Here is a 20,438-nt window from a genome sequence, read left to right as displayed (position 1 = left end):
ACGATCACTTCAGCCCGCCCCGGCACCCGATCCAAGGGGGGCAACGGAGGCACCAACTGGTGACCGAGATCGCAGAGCTGCCATTTGAGGAGCACGCTGCTGATTCTGCCGTGCTTGCGCTGTACCGGCAGGTGTTCGCCGTTCTGGCCCGTGACGCGAACCAGATGGTCGACGACCCGGCGCTCGTTCGCGTCGACGAGCTGATCCTGAACGCATTCGCGTCCGCGGGCCCGGCCGGCTTGACGGTGGAGCAGGTGATCGCTGCGTTCGGAGACACCTCGCCCGTCGCGGTCCGGCGCCGGTTCGAGGTGCTGCGCTCCTATCGTGCGATTACCAAAGTCAACGAGCGACCGAACGAGATGTTCTACCAGGCGGCGTTCGCGCCGTACGTGATGCTGCTGTTCCTGCGCCGGCTGGCGCAGACCGGCGGCCTCGGCGAGCTGCACCAGATGCTGTCGATCGCCCGCCTCTCGATCGAGGACGCCGATACCACCCTCGAGCAGGCCCAAGCGCAGCTGCAGGACCTGGCGAACGTGTTCCGGCTGCTGGCGAACCCCATCATGCAGATGGCGAAGTCCGGGACGGTCGAATCGTTGCGAAGCTCGGCGCAGCCGATGCTCGGCAACAGCGAACTCATCGACAAGGCGACCGTCTTCCACAACCTGGCGACGGAGAAGTGGCCGCAGCTGTTGCCAGAGTGCACGCAGCTGCGGATGGCGTTGGCCGCGTATCGGGACGCGGTGAACGCCGCGGCGCGGCGACTGATCGACCGGGCCGGCCGAACCCGGGCGTTGGGGCTGTTGCCAGCGGAGAAGTGGCGCAGCTTCGCCCGCGACGCCACCGGCGACGAGCTTGCGGCCGCGCTGGACGGGTTGCTGTTCGACGCGCCGAATCCGCACTTCACCGTTGACGACCTGCTCGACGCGGTCGAAGAAGGGTTGCGGACCGACACGGGGCGGACACCGCCGCCTCGGCCGCGGATTGACGATGAACCAGGCCCTGAACAGGTCGGTGCCGATATGGAGGCGGAACTGCTTGCCACTCGGGCGGAGGAGCTGCTGGCCGGCCGCGACGAGGTCACCGTCGCCGAGCTGTTGGACACGGCCGGGGATTGGGCGGCCAGCCGTCGGGTGCTGTCGGACTTGACCGCGATCGGCTTGCGACCCGAGCTGCCTTACCTGCTGACCTGGGGGGACGGGCTGCGGATCAACGTGGTCGGAGACCTGACCTGGATCACCGACGGCTGGTTCAGGCGCCGGACACCGGCGGAGGCGCCGGCGTGAACGAACACGACACCGCACTGTGGTGGGCGAAGATCCGCTCCGGCGGCCCGCAACAGGCACCCGCGGGCAGCCCATCCCCAGCAGGGATGCGGCGCCTGGTCGAGCCGGACGCCCAGTCAGTGTGGTTCCTGCCGAACCTGCCGCCAAGTGCTGCGCCGGAGGTCCTCGCCGAGTACCGACAGGAACCGGCGACGCTACAGGATTCGGCCGGCACGCTACGAGTGTTCGCCGCCTGCCTGCGCTGCTGCTGGCCGGACCCGGGCACCGACTTGTGGCCGGGCCAGCCGGCCGATCTTACTGACGTCGACCAGGTGCTACAGCAGCTGACCCCGGGCCGGGACCGGGCCAGCCGGCGCAAGCTGCTGTCCGCCAGCCTGCGCCGGCTGGAAGCGTCCCGGTGGGTGCTGCAGACGGCCGACCGGGTCCGGCTGGGGCCTCGCGTCACCGGGTGGGGGTCGCTGGAGCTGTCCACGCTCCGGGAACTGTGGCGGATGATCCCCGACCCCCAGCCGAAGTCTGACCCAGGCGGAGGGGAGGCGCCGTGAACCGCAACCAGAACCCGCTGTTCGACTCCGTCCTTGCGACCCTGACCGACCGGCAGCGCGAACACGTCGAAGCGGCGTACGCCCTGCTGGAGCACAGCCGCGAACCCGTCCACCGGCAGGAACTGCACGCGTTGCAGGACCCGACCAGCCGGGACCGACTCGAGCAACTGCTGCGCCACACCGGCCGGGTCCTCGTCCAGGTCGACGGGCTGCGGTTCACCTCCGGATATGACGACACAGTTGCCGCGCAGCTCACCGCCGCCGGCTGGCAGCCACTGACCACCGTCGAGCGAGCCGTGCTCGCTCTCGTGCTCATCTACTCGGTCGCGATCGCCCGCAGCGAGGAACGCCTCGCTCCCGACACCTGGACGAGCCCGTACCCGACCACCGAGGCCGACATCCTGAAGGCCAGCAAACTCCCGGCGGTCGCCGCAAAAGCCGCAGCGAGCAAACTCGTCGCCGCCGGGCTGCTCACCCGGGTCCGCGACCGCGCCGACGCCGAAGGTGGATACGTGCCCGGCCCGCAACTGTTGCGCCTGACCCCGGCCGCTCGGGCCCGGCTGCAGGAACAGTTGATCCTCGCCGCCGCCCCGAACCATCCGCTCGCCGCCGCAATCCGTGAACGCCGCAACCGCACCGCCAGCAGGGAGAACATTCGTTGACCGCAGCAGGTAACCCCGTCGACGACGGCGCCACCGACATCGTCGGACCGCGGGTCCTCGCCGGCATCCAAATGATCAATATCTCCCGGCTGTCGACCCACCCGGTCCCGATCACCTCCCGCGGCCTGATCACCATCGCCGGCCAAGGACCGTCGGACTCCAACGGCGCTGGAAAGTCGTCGTTCATCGCCGGCCTCAGCCTGCTGCACGCCGACGAGCAGTGGCGGCTGCAATCCGGCGCGCAGGCAGCCGCCGAACTGCTGTTCACCGCCGAACTCGCCGGGCAGGAAGTCGTCCACGCGAACGCCGACCACGGCTACATCGTCGGCGTGTTCGTCCCTCCCACCGCCCGGGCGCTCGCCGAACTTGAGGCGGACGTGCTGACGGTGTGGCTGCGGATCAACCGGCAGGCGCCCCACGTCGAACTGCGATGGAAGCCGCAGCTGCACGTCGCGTACGGTGCCAGCGAAAACGACCGGGCCGGCAGCGCCGACGGCTTGTGGGACGAGTTACCGCGCAGCAACGGTCGTACCGACATCCGGGCGAACAAACTCGCCCGCACCCTGTATGGGCAGACCGTGCGATGCGTGTCGTTCCTGTCCACGTCGGTGCGAGCCAGCCCTACAGCGAACCTGCTGGCCCAGCCACTGAACGAGCTGACCCCGGAGCGGATTTTCGATGCGATCGGTGCGTTGACCGGCCTGACCCGCGAGATCGACGACGAACAGGCGGCCCGGCAGAATCAGTACCAAGCCGCGCTCGCCGCGAACACCGCGAAGGAAGAGTACGAGCGGTGGGACGAGCGGGTCACCGTCACCGAAGACATGATCCGGGCCCGCGAAGCAGCCCGTACGGTAAAGGCCGACGCGCTCGACAGTTGGCGGTCGCGGTGCGCCCGCTACCTCGTCGACGGTGTCGCCACGGACGCGGAGCTGCGGCATGACATCACTCAGCTCGAAGCCAAACGCAAAGAGCTCCAAGCAGCCATCGACGCTGCCGACGTCAAAGTCGGCCAACTTACTGACGACAAGGCGTTCGACGAGAGCTACCGGCAGCGGGTGAAGGCGTACAACGACATCGACGCCGAGGTGAACAGTCTGCGGAAAGAACAGACCGGTTACGTCGCCCAGGTCGAGCTCCTCACCACACGTAGCCGCGCTTTGCGGGAGAAGGCGGTCGTCGCGGACGGTCGGACCGTCGCCCAGGCCGAGCATGAGCTCCGCGACGCCAACGCCGCGGTCGACCGCGCGCAACGCCGCAAAGGCATCACCGAACAAGCCGTCAAGGACGCACGTAAGGCGCTGGCCGCCGCAGAACGCGGCGAGGACGTCGCGGTCGCCCAGGTGCAGGCGCTGCGCGCGGCTGGCTTCACCGAGGCCGTCCCGCTTGTCGACGTGGTCAGTCTCACCGACGAGCAGCGCCCTGTCTGGGAAGCACGGCTGCTGCCGTATCGGCATGCCGTCGTCGTCACCGATGCGACTGCCGCCCAGGCGGCGCTCACCGACGTCCCCGGCTCGCTGCTCGTCGAAGCTGACCCGGACGGATTCGCGGGTGGCCCAGACCTGCCAGCGGCGGCGAACGCGGTGGTGACCGTGGCCCGGTTCCTGACCGCTCTGCGGGACCGTGCCGGCACCGGTGGACTGATCGACACGGCCGCCGGGGTGCATGGTATTGCTGGGTACGTAGAAGCCATGACCGGCCGCGCCGGCCGGATTCAGGCTGCCCGTGACGCCCTCACCGCCGCGTCCGCTGACGACGGTGAGGCGGACGACAGCGTTCGGGACGCGCAGCGGGCCAAGAAGCGTGCTGATGGGCGGGTCGAGGGAGCCAAGGCGGCGCTCGAGGCCGACGAGATCGACTCCCAGGTCGGGAAGTTACGGAAGAAGAACGCGAAGATCGATGAGGAGCTGGACGAACTCGCTGCCCCACATGCCCATGCGAAGAAGGCTTACCTGACGGCGCTTTCGGAGAAGAGCGGCCGCAACGAGCGGATCGCCGCCGCGAAAGCGGAGAAGGAACGGTTGAGCCGGGACCTGCAGCAGAACCAGGACCAGTGGCAGGCGAAAATCGACGCGCGGGCGGAGTTGGACCTGCCACGTCGGCGGGAAGCGTGGGCGGGCACCTTCGCGTCCGCGGAACAGCACCTGCTCACCCTCACCGAAACGGAGCAGAAACGCGGTGTCGCCGAATGGGACGACCTGTGTGCAGGGCAGACCGACCGGCTGCAGCAGGCGTGTTTCCCGCCGGGCACCCCGGACGAGCAGCTGCCGGAGGAGCTGAAAGTCGTCGACCAGCAGCGCCGCGACCGCCGGCTCAGCGCCTACATCCGGCTCATCCCGCAGGTACTGCGGATCATCGGCCAGCACCTCGACGACCTTGAAAGCATCGACCGGCAGCAACTCGACGAGATCAGCGCCGAACGGGAACGACTCACCGGGACACTGCAGAGCGCCGAAGACCACCTGAGGGAGGCCCAACTCGCGGCGACCGCAGTGCGAGCCACCCTCGCGAAGGCCATCAAAGCCAAGCTGAAGCAGGTTTCTGACGAGTTCGACGCCCTCGACCAGGCGTATGGCGGGTACGGCGGCGCCCTCGACTTCCCCGAACCAGAACCACCAGCAGACCCGCAGAAGCCTTGGCAGTGGGCGATCACCCCACGGTGGCGACGCGGCGAAGGGAAACCACTGTCGTCGTACCAGCTGCGCGGCAACACCGCCCAGATGGACGACAAAGCCGTCAAACTCGTCTGCGCGGCCGCGCTTGCCGGCTCGCAGGACCGGCCGCTGCTGCTCGTCCTCGACGAACTCGGACGCAACCTCGGCTCTGCGCACCGCCGTGACGCGGTCGCCCTGTTCGAGAACATCGGCCGGGACCGGGCGATCAGCGTCGTCGGCGCCCTGCAGGACGACATGGAACGGTACGCCGTCGGCTCCTCCAGCCTGTACATCAAGCTACGGCGAACCTCGGACGCATACGCCTACAACCAGGCACCCGTCGTCGTCGGCAGCGAGTCCGAAACAGCCCGCGTCGAGCTGCTCAGCATGTGGATGACCTCCTACCGCGGGGAGACACAAGCGTGACGATCCCAGGCGGCTCCGCATCCGACAACGCCGTCCCGGACGCAGAACCGGATCGTGAAATCGTGCTGACCTGGATCACCGACTATCCCGGACTGGTCGTGTACGCGCCGCTACCAGCCAGTGGCCGGTATCCACGCGACCGGAACGGCGACCCGTACTACCGCAGCGTGCGGCTGCGGGCCGAAAACCCCGGTCAGCCGCCGCGCCGGCCCGCCGGCCTGCTTTCCGACACCGACTGGGCGTGGATGACCCGCAGCGAACACGCCTGGCGGCAGGTCGCCGACAAGTTCGGCGCCCAAGCCGAGACGATCGTGTTCGCCCTCGCCCGGGCCGCGTGCGTCACCATCGGCTACGACCTGAAAGGCAGCCGGCCAGCACCGAGTCCGAAGCGGGTGTACCCGCACCCCGACCTCTCCGCCGCAGAGAAGTACCGCCGCGCAGTCCGCCGCGACCAGCGGTCCACCCTGCAGTCCCGCGCCGCCGAACTCGCCGCCGACCTGCGCGATGAATGGCCCGGCGTCGCCCAAGCCCTGCACACCACCGAACACCCGGACCGGCTCGGCTGGGCAGTCACCGCCGCAACCGATCTGACCGCCGGCGTCGTCCACAACTCCGTCCGCGCCTTCGTGCAAACCCACGCGGGAAGCACCAAAGCCCGCGATGACGTTCAGCGGCTGCTGACCGAGCTCGGATTCGAACCCGACGCCCTCGCTGCACTCGGCCTATCCCGCAGCCCATACATCGGCATCGGCGGCCCGGTCCGGCTGCAGGTCTCAGATGCCGTCATCGATCTTTCCCCGCTGCCTGGCCCGCATGACATCCGGCTCAGCCCTCAGCACACGATCTCCATCGACATACGCCGCGGGACGGGGCCGCTTCTGATCATCGAAAACCGGCAGGCCGCCGAAACGCTATGCGATATCGACGCGGGCGTGCCGGTCATTTGGTGCCACGGCCAGCCACCAGAGCCCGTCCTCAACCTGATTGCCGAAGCAGCAGTGCAGGCCTCGTCAACACTGATCTGCACCGACGCCGACCTTGGCGGAGTGCGTATCGCCGCGAGAATCCACGACCACCTCGCCGCAGAGTTGACAGTCCACGTCATCGACGTCGGCGCTGCACGGCACCAACCCGGCCGGGCTTTCTCCGCTCACAGCCGGGCACATCTGGAACCGTTCGCGACCCGGAACGATCAGATCGGAGCCTTTGCCCGCAACTGCCTGGATCGTGGCTACGCCATCGAACAGGAGGCGACCGTGAAAGCAGCGCTGACCGAAGCACTGGATCGGATTCGACGAAACTGACGGCGGCGCAGCCCGCAGTGCAGTCACTCGATGCGAATCGATCGACGACGGCACGAAGCCACTCGCCCACTCGCTCCACACCCACAACATCCTGCCGCAGATGGCTACAGCCGCCATGGCTGGCGTCGGTGGAACGCAGGGCAAGGTGACCTGACCAAAGGCTCCGCATCGTGCCGTAGCGTGGGGACAGCAAATTAGAGGGACTTCCCCCGGCGATCCTTGCTTGTGGTCTAGTGTTACGCAACGTAGTTCGCTACTGTTGGCGCATGAACACCCATTTCGAATATGGGTGCTACGTAGACGTGTCTGAATCCCCCCTCGGACACCAAATTGTGAAGTGACCCCCTGAGACCGGACACCTCCTGACTTGGCATCCTGCCGAGGAGGAGGAAAACGCTGTGGCTCGACAGAGCAAGTACCCCGAGGAGTTCCGCCGCCAGGCCGCGGCGTTGGTGCTCGACTCCGGTCGCACGATCCGTGACGTGGGCCGGGAGTTGGGCGTCAACCACGAGACGCTGCGCAACTGGGTCGACCGGGTGCGGCAGGAACGCGACGGCGGCCGGCCCACCGACCTGGCCGCGGATGAGCGGGCCGAGCTGGTGCGGCTGCGGCGCCAAGTCGCCCAGCTGGAGCTGGAGAAGGAGATCCTGAAAAAAGCCGCGGTCTTCTTCGCACGCGAGACGGAGCGGTGAACCGGGCAGACGTGTACCGGTTCATCGACGCGGAGAAGACCACCTACCCGGTCCGTCTGCTCTGCCGCCTGCTCGGCGTCGGCCACAGCGCCTTCTACCAGTGGCTGCGCGCCGGTCGACAACGTGCCGCCGACCGGCAACGCCACGACGAACAGCGCGTCGAGGTCACCCGGCGGGCGTGGTCGGAGCACCGAGGCGTCTACGGCGCCCGCCGGCTCACCGCTGAGCTGCACGAGCGCGGTCACCGTTGGAACCGCAAGGCGGTAGCGAGACTGATGCGGCTGGCAGGGATCGAGGGCGCTCACCGGCGGCGGCGTGGCAAGCCCCGCCGCAAGGCCGCGTCCACGGCGACCGCACCGGACCTAGTCCAGCGGCAGTTCCACGTCACCGCCCCGAACCGGCTCTGGGTTGCGGACATCTCCTACCTACGCACCTGGGAAGGGTTCCTCTACCTCGCCGTCGTGGTCGACACCTACTCCCGCCGCGTCGTCGGCTGGGCGATGGCCGATCACCTGCGCACCGAGCTGATCCTCGACGCGGTCGGCATGGCCATCCAGCACCGCCGACCTGCCCGTGACCAGCTCATCCATCACTCGGATCGCGGAACCCAGTACACGTCGTTCGAGTTCGGCCGCACCCTGCGATCCTGCGGGGTCCTGGCCTCGATGGGCTCGGTCGCCGACTGCTACGACAACGCCATGGCCGAGACGTTCTTCGCCACCCTCAAGACCGAACTGGTCTACACCCGAGCCTGGCCCAGCAGGCACGAACTGGAAATGGAGGTCTTCTCCTACATCGAAGGCTTCTACAACCCTCGCCGACGGCACAGCCGTCTGGGTAACGTCAGCCCCGACACCTACGAGAAGATCCACCGAGAGTCCCTGACACACATCGAGGTGTCCGGACCATAGGGGTCACTTCATCCTGCCCGATCGTCCTCAACAGACAGACACCAGGGTTACGAGACATCCCTTAGATGTCAGTTCTTTGGGGCCGCCACATCCTGGCGGGTGCCATGACCCTCGTCGCCGCGGCGGTCATGACCGCGTGCGGCAGCAAGACCAGTGACGAGGGCGGCGCGGCCGGCGTCACCGCCGACGTCTCCGGCGACACCGTCAAGGTGGGCCTGCTCAACTCGCTCTCCGGCACCATGGCGATCAGCGAGGTCACCGTCCGCGACTCCATCATGCTCGCCGTCGAGGAGATCAACGCCGCCGGCGGCGTCCTCGGCAAGAAGATCCAGCCGGTCGGGGAGGACGGCGCCTCGGACTGGCCCACCTTCGCCGAGAAGGCCGAGAAGCTCATCTCCGAGGACCGGGTCGCAGCCGTTTTCGGCTGCTGGACGTCGGCCAGCCGCAAGGCGGTCAAGCCGGTGTTCGAGAAGAACAAGGCGCTGCTGTTCTACCCGGTGCAGTACGAGGGTCTGGAACAGTCGCCCTACATCTTCTACACGGGCGCGACGACCAACCAGCAGATCGTCCCCGGGCTCGACTACCTCAAGGCCCAGGGAACGAAATCGGTCTACCTGGTCGGCAGCGACTACGTCTTCCCGCGGACGGCCAACAAAATCATCAAGGCGTACGCGGCGGCGAACGGGATGACAGTGGTCGGCGAGGACTATGCGCCGCTCGGGTCCACCGAATTCGGCACGATCGTCAACAAGGTCAAGTCGTCCGGCGCGCAGGCGGTCTTCAACACGCTCAACGGCGACAGCAACGTGGCGTTCTTCAAGGAGTACAAGTCGGCCGGGCTGACCGCCGCCGCGATGCCGGTGGTGTCGGTGTCCATCGCCGAGGAGGAGGTCAAGAGCATCGGCACCCAGTACCTGGAGGGTCAGCTGACCGCCTGGAACTACTACCAGACCACGCCCGGCGCGGCGAACGGCAAGTTCGTGGCCGCGTACAAGGCGAAGTACGGCGCGGACAAGCCGACGAGCGACCCGATGGAGGCCGCCTACGTCAGCGTCCACCTGTGGAAGGCGATGGTCGAGAAGGCCGGCGCGTTCGACGTCGAGAAGGTCCGCGGCGCCTCCGACGGAATCACCTTCGACGCGCCGGAGGGCCTGGTCACCGTCGACGGCAAGACCCAGCACATCGCCAAGACCGCCCGCATCGGCAAGGTCGGCGCGGACGGCCTGATCACCGAGGTGTGGAACTCCGGCAAGCCGATCGCGCCGGACCCGTACCTCAAGACCTATCCGTGGGCGAGCGCCCTGAGCTGACGACGCCGGCCCCGGGCGGGCACCGCGACGACGCGCTCCCGCCCGGGACCCCGACCAGCAGTACGGGAGTACCCACCGTGACAGTCCTCTTCGGTCAACTCTTCACCGGCATCAGCATCGGCGCGGTGCTGTTGCTCATCGCGCTCGGGCTGGCGCTGACCTTCGGCCAGATGAACGTCATCAACATGGCGCACGGCGAGTTCATCATGGCCGGCGCCTACACCACGTACGTGCTGCAACAGAGCATCACCGGCGCCGGCCTGTCGCTGCTGGTGGCGCTGCCGGTGGCGTTCGTGGTCGCCGGCACGATGGGGGTGCTGCTGGAGATCCTGCTGATCCGCCGGCTCTACGCCCGTCCCCTGGACACACTGCTGGTCACCTGGGGCGTGTCCCTGATGCTGCAACAGCTCGCCCGGGACGTCTTCGGCAGTCCGAACGTGCAGACCCGCGCGCCCGACCTGCTCACCGGCAACGTGGCCCTGCCCGGCGGGCTGACGGTCGCCAACAACCGGCTGTTCATCCTGGCCCTGGCCCTCGCCGCCGTCGCCGCCCTCACCCTGGCGCTGCGGTTCACCCCGTTGGGGCGGCGGATCCGCGCGGTCGTGCAGAACCGCGACCTCGCCGCGGTGTCCGGCGTCCCCACCGCCCGGGTCGACCGCACGACCTTCTTTCTCGGCTCCGGCCTGGCCGGGCTCGCCGGGGTGGCGCTCACCCTGCTCGGCCCGATCGGCCCGACCATGGGCACCAACCTAATCATCGACGCCTTCCTGGTCGTGGTGGTCGGCGGGATCGGTCACCTCAAGGGCAGCGTGATTGTCGCCTTCGCCCTCGGGGTCCTCCAGGCCACCGGGGAGTACCTCACGACCCTCAGCGTCGCCAAGGTGATCGTCTTCGTGGCGATCGTCGCGTTCCTCCAGTGGCGGCCACAGGGCCTGTTCACCCTGCGGACCAGGAGCCTCGCATGACCGCCGTGACACCCGCGCCACCGAGCACCGCCGGCGCACCGGCCCCGGCCGGCACCGCGCCTGCGAGCCGGTCCGGTGGCCGGTCCCGGCTGCGTGCTGCGGCGGGGTTCGCGTTCGGCGCGGCGCTGCTGTTCGCCGTCGCGCCGCTGGCGCTGTCGGACTTCCGGCTGGCCCTGCTCGCCAAGTACCTGTGCGTCGCCATGGTGGCCGTCGGCATCGGCATCGCCTGGGGGCGCGGCGGCATGCTCACCCTCGGCCAGGGCGTCTTCTTCGGCCTGGGTGGCTACGCGATGGCCATGCACCTCAAGCTCGCCGACGCGGGTCCCGGCGGGATGCCCGACTTCATGCAGCTGTACGGGCAGCTCGACGAACTACCGGTCTGGTGGCGGCCGTTCGCCAGCCCGTGGTTCGCGCTGCCGGCCACGGTGCTGCTGCCGATGGCCGTCGCCTTCGGGCTCGGCTCGCTGGTGTTCCGCCGCCGGGTACGGGGCGCGTACTTCGCGATCCTGAGCCAGGCGCTCGCCGCCGCCATGGTGATCCTGTTGATCGGCCAGCAGGGGACCACTGGTGGCACCAACGGGCTCACCGACATCCAGGGCTTCTTCGGCTACGACCTGGACGACCCGGTCAACCAGCGGATGGTCTACTTCATCATCGCCGGCGTCCTGCTCGCGCTGCTCGCGCTGGCCCGCCAGATCGTCCACAGCCGCTACGGGGAACTGCTGGTGGCGGTGCGTGACAGCGAGGAGCGGGTCCGCTTCCTCGGCTACGACCCGGCGTCGGTCAAGCTCGTCGCCTACGTGGTGGCGGCGGGTATGGCGGGCCTCGCCGGCGCGCTGTTCGTGCCGGCGGTGGGCATCATCTCGCCCGCCCTCATCGGCATCGTCCCGTCGATCGAGTTCGTCATCGGTGTGGCGGTGGGCGGCCGGGCCACGCTGCTCGGGCCGGTGCTCGGCGCGGTGGCGGTCGCCTGGGCGCGTACCGCCCTCTCCGAACGTTTCCCGGGCACCTGGACGTACCTGCAGGGTCTGCTCTTCGTGGTGGTGGTGGCGTTCCTTCCCGGCGGCCTGGCGTCGCTGTGGGCGCTGGCCCGCCGCCGCGACGCCGGCGGGCAGCGGAGCCGGCGCGGCCGGCCGGTGCCGGGCCGACAGCGTGCCGAGCGGGCGGAGGTGGACCGGTGAGCGGCGACCGGCTGGCCGGGCTGTCCGTCCGTGACGTGCGGGTCAGCTTCGACGGCTTCACCGCCGTCGACGGCGTCTCGCTGGACGTGCCGGCCGGTGACATCCGGTTCCTGATCGGGCCGAACGGTGCCGGCAAGACCACCCTGGTCGACGCGATCACCGGTCTGGTGCGGGCCACCGGCTCGGTGTGCTTCGGCGACCAGGAGCTGCTGGGTCGCCCGGTGCACCGGATCAGCCGGCTCGGCATCGGCCGGACGTTCCAGACGTCGACCATCTTCGAGGAGCTGTCGGTCGTGCAGAACCTCGACATCGCCGCGGGTGCCCGCCGGAGCTGGGCCACCCTGGCCCGGCGTCGACGGGGGATCCCCGACGAGGTGGCCGCCGCGCTGGAGACCATCGGGCTGACCGGCCGGGCCGACCGGCTCGCCGGCACGCTCGCACACGGCCAGAAGCAGTGGCTGGAGATCGGCATGCTGCTGGTGCAGGACGCGCGGCTGCTGCTGCTCGACGAGCCGGTCGCCGGGATGAGCCACGAGGAGCGCGACGCCACGGGCACCCTGCTGGAGACGGTGAGCCGGGACCGCACGGTGGTGGTGATCGAGCACGACATGGACTTCCTGCGTCGCTTCGCGCGCAGCGTCACAGTGCTGCACGCGGGGAAGGTGCTCAGCGAGGGCACCGTGGCGCAGGTCCAGGCGGATCCGCGCGTGCAGGAGGTCTACCTCGGCCACCCGGTCGACGCCGGGTCGGTCCCCAGCGGTCTGGAGGCATGATGCTTACCCTGCGCGGGGTGCACGCCGGATACGGGCGTTCCCGGGTGCTGCACGGCGTGGACCTCGACGTCCCGCCCGACGGGGTGGCCGCGGTGCTCGGGCACAACGGCGCCGGCAAGAGCACCCTGTTGCGGGTCGCGGCGGGCCTGCTGCGCCCGGCCGCCGGCACCGTCGAGCTGGACGGCGAGGACGTCACCCGCCTCGCGCCGCACGAGCGGGTGGCGCGCGGCATGGCGTACGTCCCGCAGGGCCAGCAGTGCTTCCCGCACCTGACGGCGGCGGAGAACCTGCGCCTCGTCGCGGACGCCCGGCGCGACGGAGTGGTGGCGACGGCGGAGGTGCTGGACCTGTTCCCGGCGCTGCGTCCGCTGCTGCGGCGGCGGGCCGGGCTGCTCTCCGGTGGTCAGCGTCAGCAACTCGCCATCGCCCGCGCGTTGATCACCCGGCCGCGGCTGCTCATGCTCGACGAGCCGACCGAGGGCATCCAGCCGTCGGTGGTCGCCGAGATCCAGGAGCGGATCGTCGAGCTGACCCGGCAGTCCGGCTTCAGCGTGCTGCTCGTCGAGCAGCACCTCGGGTTCGCGCTGCGGGTGGCGAACCGCTACCACGTCCTCGAATCCGGCCGGGTCACCTCGCACGGCGACGGGGGAGTGACGGCGGAGCGGGAGGTGCGCGCGGCCCTCGCGGTCTGATCCGGTGCGTCGGTATCGATTTACATTGACAGCCGTCTTTACTAACATCGTGGCTGGGAGTCGCCATGCGCTGCTGGGCAGCAGTGCCGTCCACCCCTGGGACGGCTTGAATCGATCGGCGTCACCTTCTCCGGGGTGGGCACCCAGCGAGGGCCACTGGGCGCCGGCGCATCCACTGGAGCATCATGAAAATCTCACGGACAGTACGCCGTCTGGGACTGGGCGCGGTCGCAGTTCTCGTCGCCTCGTTCACGATGGTCGCCGTCAACCAGGCCGGTCCGGCCTCGGCGCACGGATCGGTCACCAACCCGCCGTCACGCAACTACGGATGTTACGAGCGCTGGGGTTCCGACCACCTCAACCCCACGATGGCCCAGACCGACCCGATGTGCTGGCAGGCGTGGCAGGCCAACCCGAACACCATGTGGAACTGGAACGGCCTGTACCGCGAGAACGTCGGCGGCAACCACCAGGCCGCCGTGCCCGACGGACAGCTGTGCAGCGGCGGCCGCACCCAGGGTGGCCTGTACGCCTCGCTCGACGCGGTCGGCGCGTGGACCGCGAAGCCGATGCCGAACAACTTCACCCTGACGCTGACCGACGGGGCCAAGCACGGCGCCGACTACATGTTGATCTACATCACCAAGCAGGGTTTCGACCCGACCACCCAGCCCCTCACCTGGAACAGCCTCGAACTGGTACTCCGTACCGGCAGCTACCCGACCACCGGGCTCTACGAGGCGCAGGTGAACGCGGGCAACCGCACCGGGCGGCACGTCGTCTACACCATCTGGCAGGCGTCCCACCTCGACCAGCCGTACTACCTCTGCAGTGACGTGATCTTCGGCGGTGGCGGCAACCCGCCGCCGACGACCCCGCCGCCCACCACGCCGCCGCCCACCACCCCGCCGCCGACGACTCCGCCGCCCACCACGCCGCCGCCGGCCGGAAACGGTGCCTGCACCGCCACCTTCCGCAAGACGAACGAGTGGTCCGGTGGATTCGGCGCCGAGGTCACCGTCCGGGCCGGCAACGCCGCCATCTCCGGATGGACTGTGGCATGGACCTGGCCCAACGGCCAGAGCATCACGAACTCCTGGAACGCGACGGTCACCTCCAGCGGTTCGTCGGTCACCGCGTCCAACGTCGCCTACAACGGTTCCCTGAGCGCCAACGCCACCACCAGCTTCGGCTTCAACGCCTCCTGGAACGGCACCAACTCCACCCCCACCCTCACCTGCACCGCCCGGTAACAGCGTCTGCGGTGGGGTGGCGCGAATTGCGCCACCCCACCGTCGGGGCATCGCCGTGCCGGCAGTGTGTCGGCCGCTGCCCTCCGCCACCATCAGGAACCGCGACGAGGTGAGGAACGACAATGATTCCCCGGGTACTCAGCGGTTGGTACCGGAGCGCGTTCGTGTGGATCGAGGTGTGCCTGCTGGCCGCGTCGATCGGCGTGGCCGCCGTGGTCACCTCGACCACCCCGAAGACGGACCCGGCAGCTCTCCGCCAGGAGATCCTGGCTCGGATGCGTACGACCCTCGAGCAGGCGGACCCGACACATCACGGTCACGCCGGGCACACCGCCCCACAGGCGCCGGCCGGAGAGCAGGTCGCGCCGAAGGTCGTCTGCGGAGTCCACGTCTACGGCCACGAGCCCGCCGGGGCCGCCACACTGGCCGACGTCCGGACGGTCTACGGCTTCCACCTCTGCGGCGTCGCCGAGCAGAAGCGCCAGTGGGACGGGGCGGTCAAACTCGTCGGCCCGCTGATCATGGACATGACCACCCAGCCTCCCGGCATCGAGGTGGTCGAGGCGACCGCCGACGTCAGGTTCGTCGACCGGCTGCGGGAGATGTTCCCCGACAGGTACGAGGAACTGGCACTCAGGGAAGCGTTGCCCGCATCGGAGATGGCCGACCTGCGGCGCCGGTACGACGCCGCCGCCGGCCTCTGACCACGCCGACCGCCGGGTCACCGATTCCGGGACGCGATCTGCAGTACGGCACCCGCCGGCGCCTCCCGACAGCCGCCGATCGGCGCGAGAGCATCGACGTCAGCGGCGCGTGGCGAGGACCACGCCGCTCAGGCACAGCGCGCCGCCGGCCAGTGCGAGCGGTGCCGGCACCTCGCCGAGCAGCGTCCACGACAGCAGGACGGTCACCGGGGGCACCAGGTACGTCGCGGCGGTGGTGCGACCCGCGGTCCAGCGGGACAGGACGTAGCCCCAGGTGAGGAAGCCGACAGCGGTCGGGAACACGCCCAGGTACAGCATGCCCAGGGTGGCCGCCGGTGGGGCCGTGGCGAGCTCTGCCAGGAGCGTGGGGGCGAACGGCAGCAGGGCCGCGGTCCCGGCCAGCGCGCCGAGCCAGGTCATCGTCACGGCGTCCACCCGCGCCAGTAGGCGCTTCTGGAGCAGTACGCCGAAGGCGTACAGGAGGGCGGAGAGCACCGCCAGGGCGACGCCGGCCTTGTCGGCGTGTCCGGTGAAGCCGTCGGCCGCGATCAGGGCGACGCCGGCGAAAGCGATCGCCACCCCGACGCCGAGCCGGCCGCTGAGCCGCTCGTTGAGAACGAGGACCGCGGCGACCGCGACGAGAATGGGCGCGACCGCCACCAGCAGTGCCGCCGTCCCGGCGTCGACCAGCCGCTCGGCGGCGTTGAGCGCCACGTTGTATCCGCCGAACCAGGCCGCGCCCCAGACCGCGATCAGCGCGAGGGTTCCGCCACGGGGCAGGGCCGTCCGGCGGGGAGCCGTGGCGTCCGGCCCGGGCTGAGCGTGCTGCGGTCGCGTGCTGCAGCGTCGGACGCCGGCGTTTACCGCCATGAACGCGCTCAGCGCGACGGACGCCGCTGCCATGCGGCCCAACGCCATGGCGCCGGGGGAGTGGTCGTGCCCGGCGAAGCGGATGCCGACGAACGCCGACGCCCACAGGAGCACGGTGACACCGGCGGCACCGACCGTCGGCCAGGACCGGGGGTACGCCGTGCCGGCGTGGTCGCTCTCGGTGGCAGTCGGCGGGATCGGGGCGGCGGTCAGCGGTGCACTCCTCATGTCACGATCCTCATGCGCCCGAATGTTCAGCACCAGCGACTATTTCTTCACAACCATTCAGTGGGGCTTTACTGTCGTGAGGTGCTCGACGTCCACCGCCTCCGCGTCTTCCGCTCCGTCGTGGCCTCCGGGTCCGTCCAGGCCGCCGCCGCCAACCTGGGCTACACCCCCTCCGCGATCAGCCAGCACCTCACCGCACTCCAACGCGAGACAGGCCTGACCCTCCTCGCCCGAGTGGGACGCGGCCTGCGACCGACGGCCGCCGGGCATGCCCTCGCCGCCGAAGCAGACCGGGTGCTCGCTCGGATCGGAGCGGCCGAGTCGCTGATCGCCGACCTGCGCACCGGACGCACCGGCGCACTGTCCATCGCGTACTTCGCGTCAGTGGGCGGCGCCTGGATGCCTTTTGTGGTGCGGCGCATCCTCACCGAGCTCCCCGGAGTCCGGCTCGACCTGCAGTTGCGCGAACACATTCCGGACAGCCGCGAGGAACGCGCTGACGTCCAGGTGGTCGTGGCAGGCAACGGCTTCGACCCCGGCTCGGGTTTCACCACCCGTCACCTCCTCGACGACCCCTACGTGGCCGTCCTTCCTGCCGGGCACCGCCTCGCCGGGCAGGAGGAGGTGGACCTGGCCGACCTCGCCGACGAGCGCTGGATCGACAACGACTTCGCCCGCGGCTGGTGTCGCGCCAACCTCATCGAGGCCTGCACCGCCGCCGGGTTCAGCCCCGCCTTCCGCGTCGAGGCGCACGACTACCCGACCGCGCTCGCCTTCGTGGCGGCCGGCATCGGCCTCACGGTGCTCCCTGCGCTCGGGGCAGTACACCTGCCCGACGACGTGACCCGCGTCCGGGTGGTCCGCCCGACGCCGATCCGGTCGATACACGTAGTGGTGCACAACGCGGTCGAGCACACCCCGGCGGTACGGACGGCGGTTGCCGCGCTGTGGGAGTCGGCCGGCGCCGCGAGCGGGCGGTAGGACCGGGGGAGGCTACGCCTCACCGGCAGCCGCGGACCCGCCACCGCCCGCTGCCGCAGGCGATCTGACATCGCGGAAGGTCATCGACAGCCGGCGGGCCCGTCAGACGGTCGTACGCGACCACTGCTGGTTGGCACCGGTGTTGCACGTGTACTGCTTGAGGACCACACCGTCCGCGGTCGATGCGGCCGGTACGTCCACGCACTTGCCGCTGTGCCGTGCCCGGAGCTGGAAGTAACTGCCGACCGTGACCATCTGGAACTGCTGATTGGTGCCACTGCCACAGGTGTACTGGATCAGCTCGGCGCCGTCGGCGGTGGACGCGCTCACCACGTCCAGGCACTTCCCGCTGTTGCGGCTGACGAGCCGCCAGTAGCCGCTGCCGGAGTCCTGGAACTGCCACTGCTGCCACGTGTTGCCGTTGTACGTGTACTGGCCGACACGCGCGCCGTTGTCGGTGTTCGGTTGCTGGACGTCCATGGCCTTGCCGCTGTGCCGCACGGTGATCCGGTAGAACGTTCCCGTCGACGGCGGGGGCGTCGTGGGGCTGCCCCCGATGGTGTCGCCCCACGCGTACCGGATCCGGTCGGCGCCGGAGGTGTTGCGGACGGTCAGGCTGAGGTCGGTGCCGCTACCGCTGAGCGAGTACATCGAGTACCAGTCGTAGCCGATGGTGCCGGGCTTGCCGCCGAGCGCGGGCCAGTACGTGCCGCCCATCCGGTTGTCGCGCATGACCTGGGCCATGGCGCGGATGTGGCGCACGAAGTTGTCGGTGCTGTTCGCGTCGGCGTAGTTGCGGCCGTCGTTCATGGGTGCGCCGAACTCGGTGGCGACCGCCCGCGACGCGCAGTTGCCGAGGCGGGTCTGGATGTGGCTCCGGAAGGCGTCGTAGGTCATCTCGCCGTAGAAGAAGGCGTAGTGGTGGAAGGACAGCAGCGTCGAGGCGAAGCGGGTGTCGTTGCAGATGTCGCGCAGGTCCTGGCTGAACCCGGTGCCCCCGATGAGCACCCGGCTGGGCACCGCCGAGTAGTGGTAGCTGAGCCAGTCGGCCGCGACGTTGCGCCACTCCGCCGAGCTGTAACCGTGGGGCTCGTTCATCGGTTCGAAGTAGACGTCGGGGTTCGAGCCGTACGTGTTGGTCACCGTGGACCACATCGCGTTCCACGCGGCGAGGTTCGTGATCCGGCCGCCGGAGGCGGCGCCGTCCTCCCAGTAGGCGAGGATGACCTTGAACCCGCGGGCGGTGGCGGCGTCGACGGCACCTCGGTAGGCCTCCCACCACGCCGTCCCCACCGTGTGGGTGTTGATGGGCAGCCGGACGGTGTTGACCCCCATGGTGGAAGCCATGTCGTCATAGAGGGCGTTGGCCTTGGCCCGCACCGTCGCGTTGCTGTCGGAGGTGCTCAGGCCCTGCACGACGAGGGGGCCGGTGCTGAAGTTGTCACCCAGCACGGCCCAGTTCATGCCTCGGAACTGGTTGGTGGCGGCGATGGCCGGCGACGAGATGACGATGCCGCCGGCCATTACCGTCGTCGCGGTCACCAGCACGATCAGCAGCCGGCGAAACGACCGGGTGCTCCGTGGTGGTCCGGCTGTGTGGCCCCGCGACGACGTGGTCCGCGTCAGGAAGTGGTGAGTCACCGATCTGGCCTCTCTGGGTTCGGGCATCAGGCTGATCGCCGAAGCCGCTGCTGCCCCGGGTCTGAGTTCGTTAGCGCTAACATCGCCGGATCACGCTCAAGCCAGTCACGACGAGACGGGCAGATGTGTGCTGATTGTTAAGTGCGTGTTGCAGACAAGTGTTAGCGGTCTCATTCGGAGAGTCAAGGCATCGACCAATGTCGTTCCCTCTGAGCTCCGGCCCACCGGCCTGCGCCGGGTGCGCGCAGAGACCGGGCACCCGGGACGGTGCCCGGCACTAGATTGAGGCGGGTGAGCCGGGGCGAACCATCGGCGGAGGCCGGTCCGTCGGGCGAGGACGTGACGGCGACGCTGCTGGCGGCGGCGCGTGCTGGCGACGGCGCGGCCTTCAGTCGTCTGGTCGCACCGCTGCGGGACGAGCTGCGGGCGCACTGCTACCGGATGCTCGGTTCCTTCCACGACGCGGAGGACGCGGTCCAGGACACCCTGGACCGGGCATGCCGGGCAGTCGACCGGTTCGAGGGTCATGGGTCGATCCGGCCGTGGCTCTACCGGATCGCCACCAACCGCGCGCTTTCTCTCCTCCACTCGCGCGGGCGGCGTGAACTGCCTACCGATTTCACCGCTCCGGGCGTGTCCCGGGCCGAGGTGACCTGGCTCGAACCGTATCCGGACCGCCTTGCCCCGTCCGTCCGACCGGATCCGGAGACCCACGCCATCGCGAGGGAGACCATGGAACTCGCGTTCGTCGCCGCGTTGCAGCATCTGCCGCCGCGGCAACGTGCCGTTCTGCTGCTGCGCGACGTTCTCGGTTACTCCGCCGAGGAGACCGCCCGGATGCTGGTCACCACCGTCGCGGCGGTCAACAGCGCGATGCAGCGCGCCCGCCGGATCGTCGCCGGGCTGACGCCGTCGGACAGTCAGCAGCGGATCCTCGCCGACCTGGGCGACGCGGGGCAGCGGGAGGTGGCCGGGCGGTACGCCGCGGCGTGGGAGTCCGGGGACGTCGAGACGATCGTGGCGATGCTGACGGAGGACGCGCGGTACTCGATGCCGCCGCTGACCGCCTGGTACGAGGGCCATGAGCGGATCCGCGGCTTCCTGACCGAGGTGACGGGAGGGCGGAGGTGGCGGTTCCTGCCGACGAGTGCCAACGGGCAGCTCGCGTTCGGGACGTACCTCTGGAACGACGCGGCCGCCGCCTACCTGCCGGCGGGGCTGGACCTGCTCGTGCTGCGGGGGCGCCGGGTGGCCGAGGTCGTCTCGTTCCTCGACGCGCGCCTGCCTGCCTTCGACCTACCGGATCGGCTGCCGGAAAGTTCGCGCGGAGGCGATGAGTTCGCGGTCCGGCCGGGGTTGTAGT

Annotated in this window: 18 protein-coding genes; 16 read left to right on the top strand and 2 right to left on the bottom strand. The window is 69.5% G+C overall.

Annotated features, from left to right (window positions below):
- Positions 1 to 59 precede the first annotated feature (59 nt).
- The 14 genes from ACN27D_RS00495 (at position 60) to ACN27D_RS00430 (ending at position 15,355) form a co-directional block, all read left to right on the top strand.
- Positions 60 to 1,283 carry a hypothetical protein gene (locus tag ACN27D_RS00495; protein WP_047890770.1) on the top strand — a complete coding sequence of 408 codons (1,224 nt, stop codon included), beginning with the start codon at positions 60 to 62 and terminating at the stop codon, positions 1,281 to 1,283.
- Positions 1,280 to 1,828 (top strand): hypothetical protein, encoded by a 549-nt coding sequence (locus ACN27D_RS00490; protein ID WP_047890771.1) that lies wholly within the window; start codon positions 1,280 to 1,282, stop codon positions 1,826 to 1,828. Before ACN27D_RS00495 ends, ACN27D_RS00490 begins: the two co-directional genes overlap by 4 nt.
- Positions 1,825 to 2,490, top strand: a complete 666-nt coding sequence (locus ACN27D_RS00485) for a hypothetical protein (RefSeq protein ID WP_047890772.1) — start codon at positions 1,825 to 1,827, stop codon at positions 2,488 to 2,490. Before ACN27D_RS00490 ends, ACN27D_RS00485 begins: the two co-directional genes overlap by 4 nt.
- Positions 2,487 to 5,570, top strand: a complete 3,084-nt coding sequence (locus tag ACN27D_RS00480) for a hypothetical protein (protein WP_421498226.1) — start codon at positions 2,487 to 2,489, stop codon at positions 5,568 to 5,570. Before ACN27D_RS00485 ends, ACN27D_RS00480 begins: the two co-directional genes overlap by 4 nt.
- Complete coding sequence (locus ACN27D_RS00475; RefSeq protein WP_235437322.1) at positions 5,567 to 6,874, top strand: DUF2399 domain-containing protein; 1,308 nt, start codon at positions 5,567 to 5,569, stop codon at positions 6,872 to 6,874. Before ACN27D_RS00480 ends, ACN27D_RS00475 begins: the two co-directional genes overlap by 4 nt.
- Positions 6,875 to 7,272: 398 nt before the next feature.
- Positions 7,273 to 7,566: a transposase gene (locus ACN27D_RS00470; RefSeq protein ID WP_421498225.1), complete on the top strand. Its 294-nt coding sequence runs from the start codon at positions 7,273 to 7,275 to the stop codon at positions 7,564 to 7,566.
- The gene (locus tag ACN27D_RS00465; protein ID WP_421498224.1) at positions 7,563 to 8,477 is read left to right on the top strand and encodes an IS3 family transposase; all 915 of its coding nucleotides are present in this window, start codon (positions 7,563 to 7,565) and stop codon (positions 8,475 to 8,477) included. The genes ACN27D_RS00470 and ACN27D_RS00465 overlap by 4 nt, the downstream gene beginning before the upstream one ends.
- A 104-nt stretch (positions 8,478 to 8,581) precedes the next feature.
- On the top strand, positions 8,582 to 9,787 hold the full coding sequence (urtA, locus tag ACN27D_RS00460) for an urea ABC transporter substrate-binding protein (protein ID WP_421498223.1): 1,206 nt from the start codon (positions 8,582 to 8,584) through the stop codon (positions 9,785 to 9,787).
- 77 nt (positions 9,788 to 9,864) lie between these two features.
- Entirely contained in the window at positions 9,865 to 10,752 is an 888-nt protein-coding gene (gene urtB / locus ACN27D_RS00455) for an urea ABC transporter permease subunit UrtB (protein WP_421498222.1), read from the top strand.
- Positions 10,749 to 11,933 (top strand): urea ABC transporter permease subunit UrtC, encoded by a 1,185-nt coding sequence (gene urtC / locus ACN27D_RS00450; RefSeq protein ID WP_421498221.1) that lies wholly within the window; start codon positions 10,749 to 10,751, stop codon positions 11,931 to 11,933. The genes urtB and urtC overlap by 4 nt, the downstream gene beginning before the upstream one ends.
- Entirely contained in the window at positions 11,930 to 12,706 is a 777-nt protein-coding gene (urtD, locus tag ACN27D_RS00445; protein WP_421498220.1) for an urea ABC transporter ATP-binding protein UrtD, read from the top strand. The genes urtC and urtD overlap by 4 nt, the downstream gene beginning before the upstream one ends.
- Positions 12,703 to 13,398 carry an urea ABC transporter ATP-binding subunit UrtE gene (gene urtE / locus ACN27D_RS00440; protein WP_421498219.1) on the top strand — a complete coding sequence of 232 codons (696 nt, stop codon included), beginning with the start codon at positions 12,703 to 12,705 and terminating at the stop codon, positions 13,396 to 13,398. Before urtD ends, urtE begins: the two co-directional genes overlap by 4 nt.
- Positions 13,399 to 13,583: 185 nt before the next feature.
- Positions 13,584 to 14,651, top strand: coding sequence for a lytic polysaccharide monooxygenase auxiliary activity family 9 protein (locus tag ACN27D_RS00435; protein WP_421498218.1), 1,068 nt, complete (start codon positions 13,584 to 13,586; stop codon positions 14,649 to 14,651).
- A 122-nt stretch (positions 14,652 to 14,773) separates the two neighbouring features.
- Positions 14,774 to 15,355: a hypothetical protein gene (locus ACN27D_RS00430; protein ID WP_421498217.1), complete on the top strand. Its 582-nt coding sequence runs from the start codon at positions 14,774 to 14,776 to the stop codon at positions 15,353 to 15,355.
- Between the two features lie 99 nt (positions 15,356 to 15,454).
- Here ACN27D_RS00430 and ACN27D_RS00425 read toward each other — a convergent pair whose 3' ends face one another.
- Complete coding sequence (locus ACN27D_RS00425; RefSeq protein ID WP_421498216.1) at positions 15,455 to 16,453, bottom strand: DMT family transporter; 999 nt, start codon at positions 16,451 to 16,453, stop codon at positions 15,455 to 15,457.
- A gap of 81 nt (positions 16,454 to 16,534) precedes the next feature.
- Here ACN27D_RS00425 and ACN27D_RS00420 point away from each other — a divergent pair, with 81 nt between their 5' ends.
- The gene (locus tag ACN27D_RS00420) at positions 16,535 to 17,434 is read left to right on the top strand and encodes a LysR family transcriptional regulator (protein ID WP_421498215.1); all 900 of its coding nucleotides are present in this window, start codon (positions 16,535 to 16,537) and stop codon (positions 17,432 to 17,434) included.
- Positions 17,435 to 17,536: 102 nt separating this feature from the next.
- Here the strand turns inward: ACN27D_RS00420 and ACN27D_RS00415 are convergent, their stop codons facing one another.
- Positions 17,537 to 18,976 (bottom strand): RICIN domain-containing protein, encoded by a 1,440-nt coding sequence (locus tag ACN27D_RS00415; protein ID WP_421498214.1) that lies wholly within the window; start codon positions 18,974 to 18,976, stop codon positions 17,537 to 17,539.
- A 438-nt stretch (positions 18,977 to 19,414) separates the two neighbouring features.
- Here ACN27D_RS00415 and ACN27D_RS00410 point away from each other — a divergent pair, with 438 nt between their 5' ends.
- Positions 19,415 to 20,437 carry a sigma-70 family RNA polymerase sigma factor gene (locus ACN27D_RS00410; protein WP_421501081.1) on the top strand — a complete coding sequence of 341 codons (1,023 nt, stop codon included), beginning with the start codon at positions 19,415 to 19,417 and terminating at the stop codon, positions 20,435 to 20,437.
- Position 20,438: the final 1 nt, after the last annotated feature.

It is taken from the genome of Micromonospora sp. WMMD1274, from assembly GCF_049179035.1.
In the GTDB taxonomy this organism is placed as follows: domain Bacteria; phylum Actinomycetota; class Actinomycetes; order Mycobacteriales; family Micromonosporaceae; genus Micromonospora; species Micromonospora tulbaghiae.
This window is presented reverse-complemented; position numbering and strand designations above follow the sequence as displayed.

Excerpts from the sequence above, each read along its gene's own strand:
- urtA (WP_421498223.1), top strand. The coding sequence starts at position 8,582 with ATGACCCTCGTCGCCGCGGCGGTCATGACCGCGTGCGGCAGCAAGACC.
- ACN27D_RS00425 (WP_421498216.1), bottom strand. The coding sequence starts at position 16,453 with ATGAGGAGTGCACCGCTGACCGCCGCCCCGATCCCGCCGACTGCCACC.
- ACN27D_RS00430 (WP_421498217.1), top strand. The coding sequence starts at position 14,774 with ATGATTCCCCGGGTACTCAGCGGTTGGTACCGGAGCGCGTTCGTGTGG.
- urtC (WP_421498221.1), top strand. The coding sequence starts at position 10,749 with ATGACCGCCGTGACACCCGCGCCACCGAGCACCGCCGGCGCACCGGCC.
- urtE (WP_421498219.1), top strand. The coding sequence starts at position 12,703 with ATGATGCTTACCCTGCGCGGGGTGCACGCCGGATACGGGCGTTCCCGG.
- ACN27D_RS00435 (WP_421498218.1), top strand. The coding sequence starts at position 13,584 with ATGAAAATCTCACGGACAGTACGCCGTCTGGGACTGGGCGCGGTCGCA.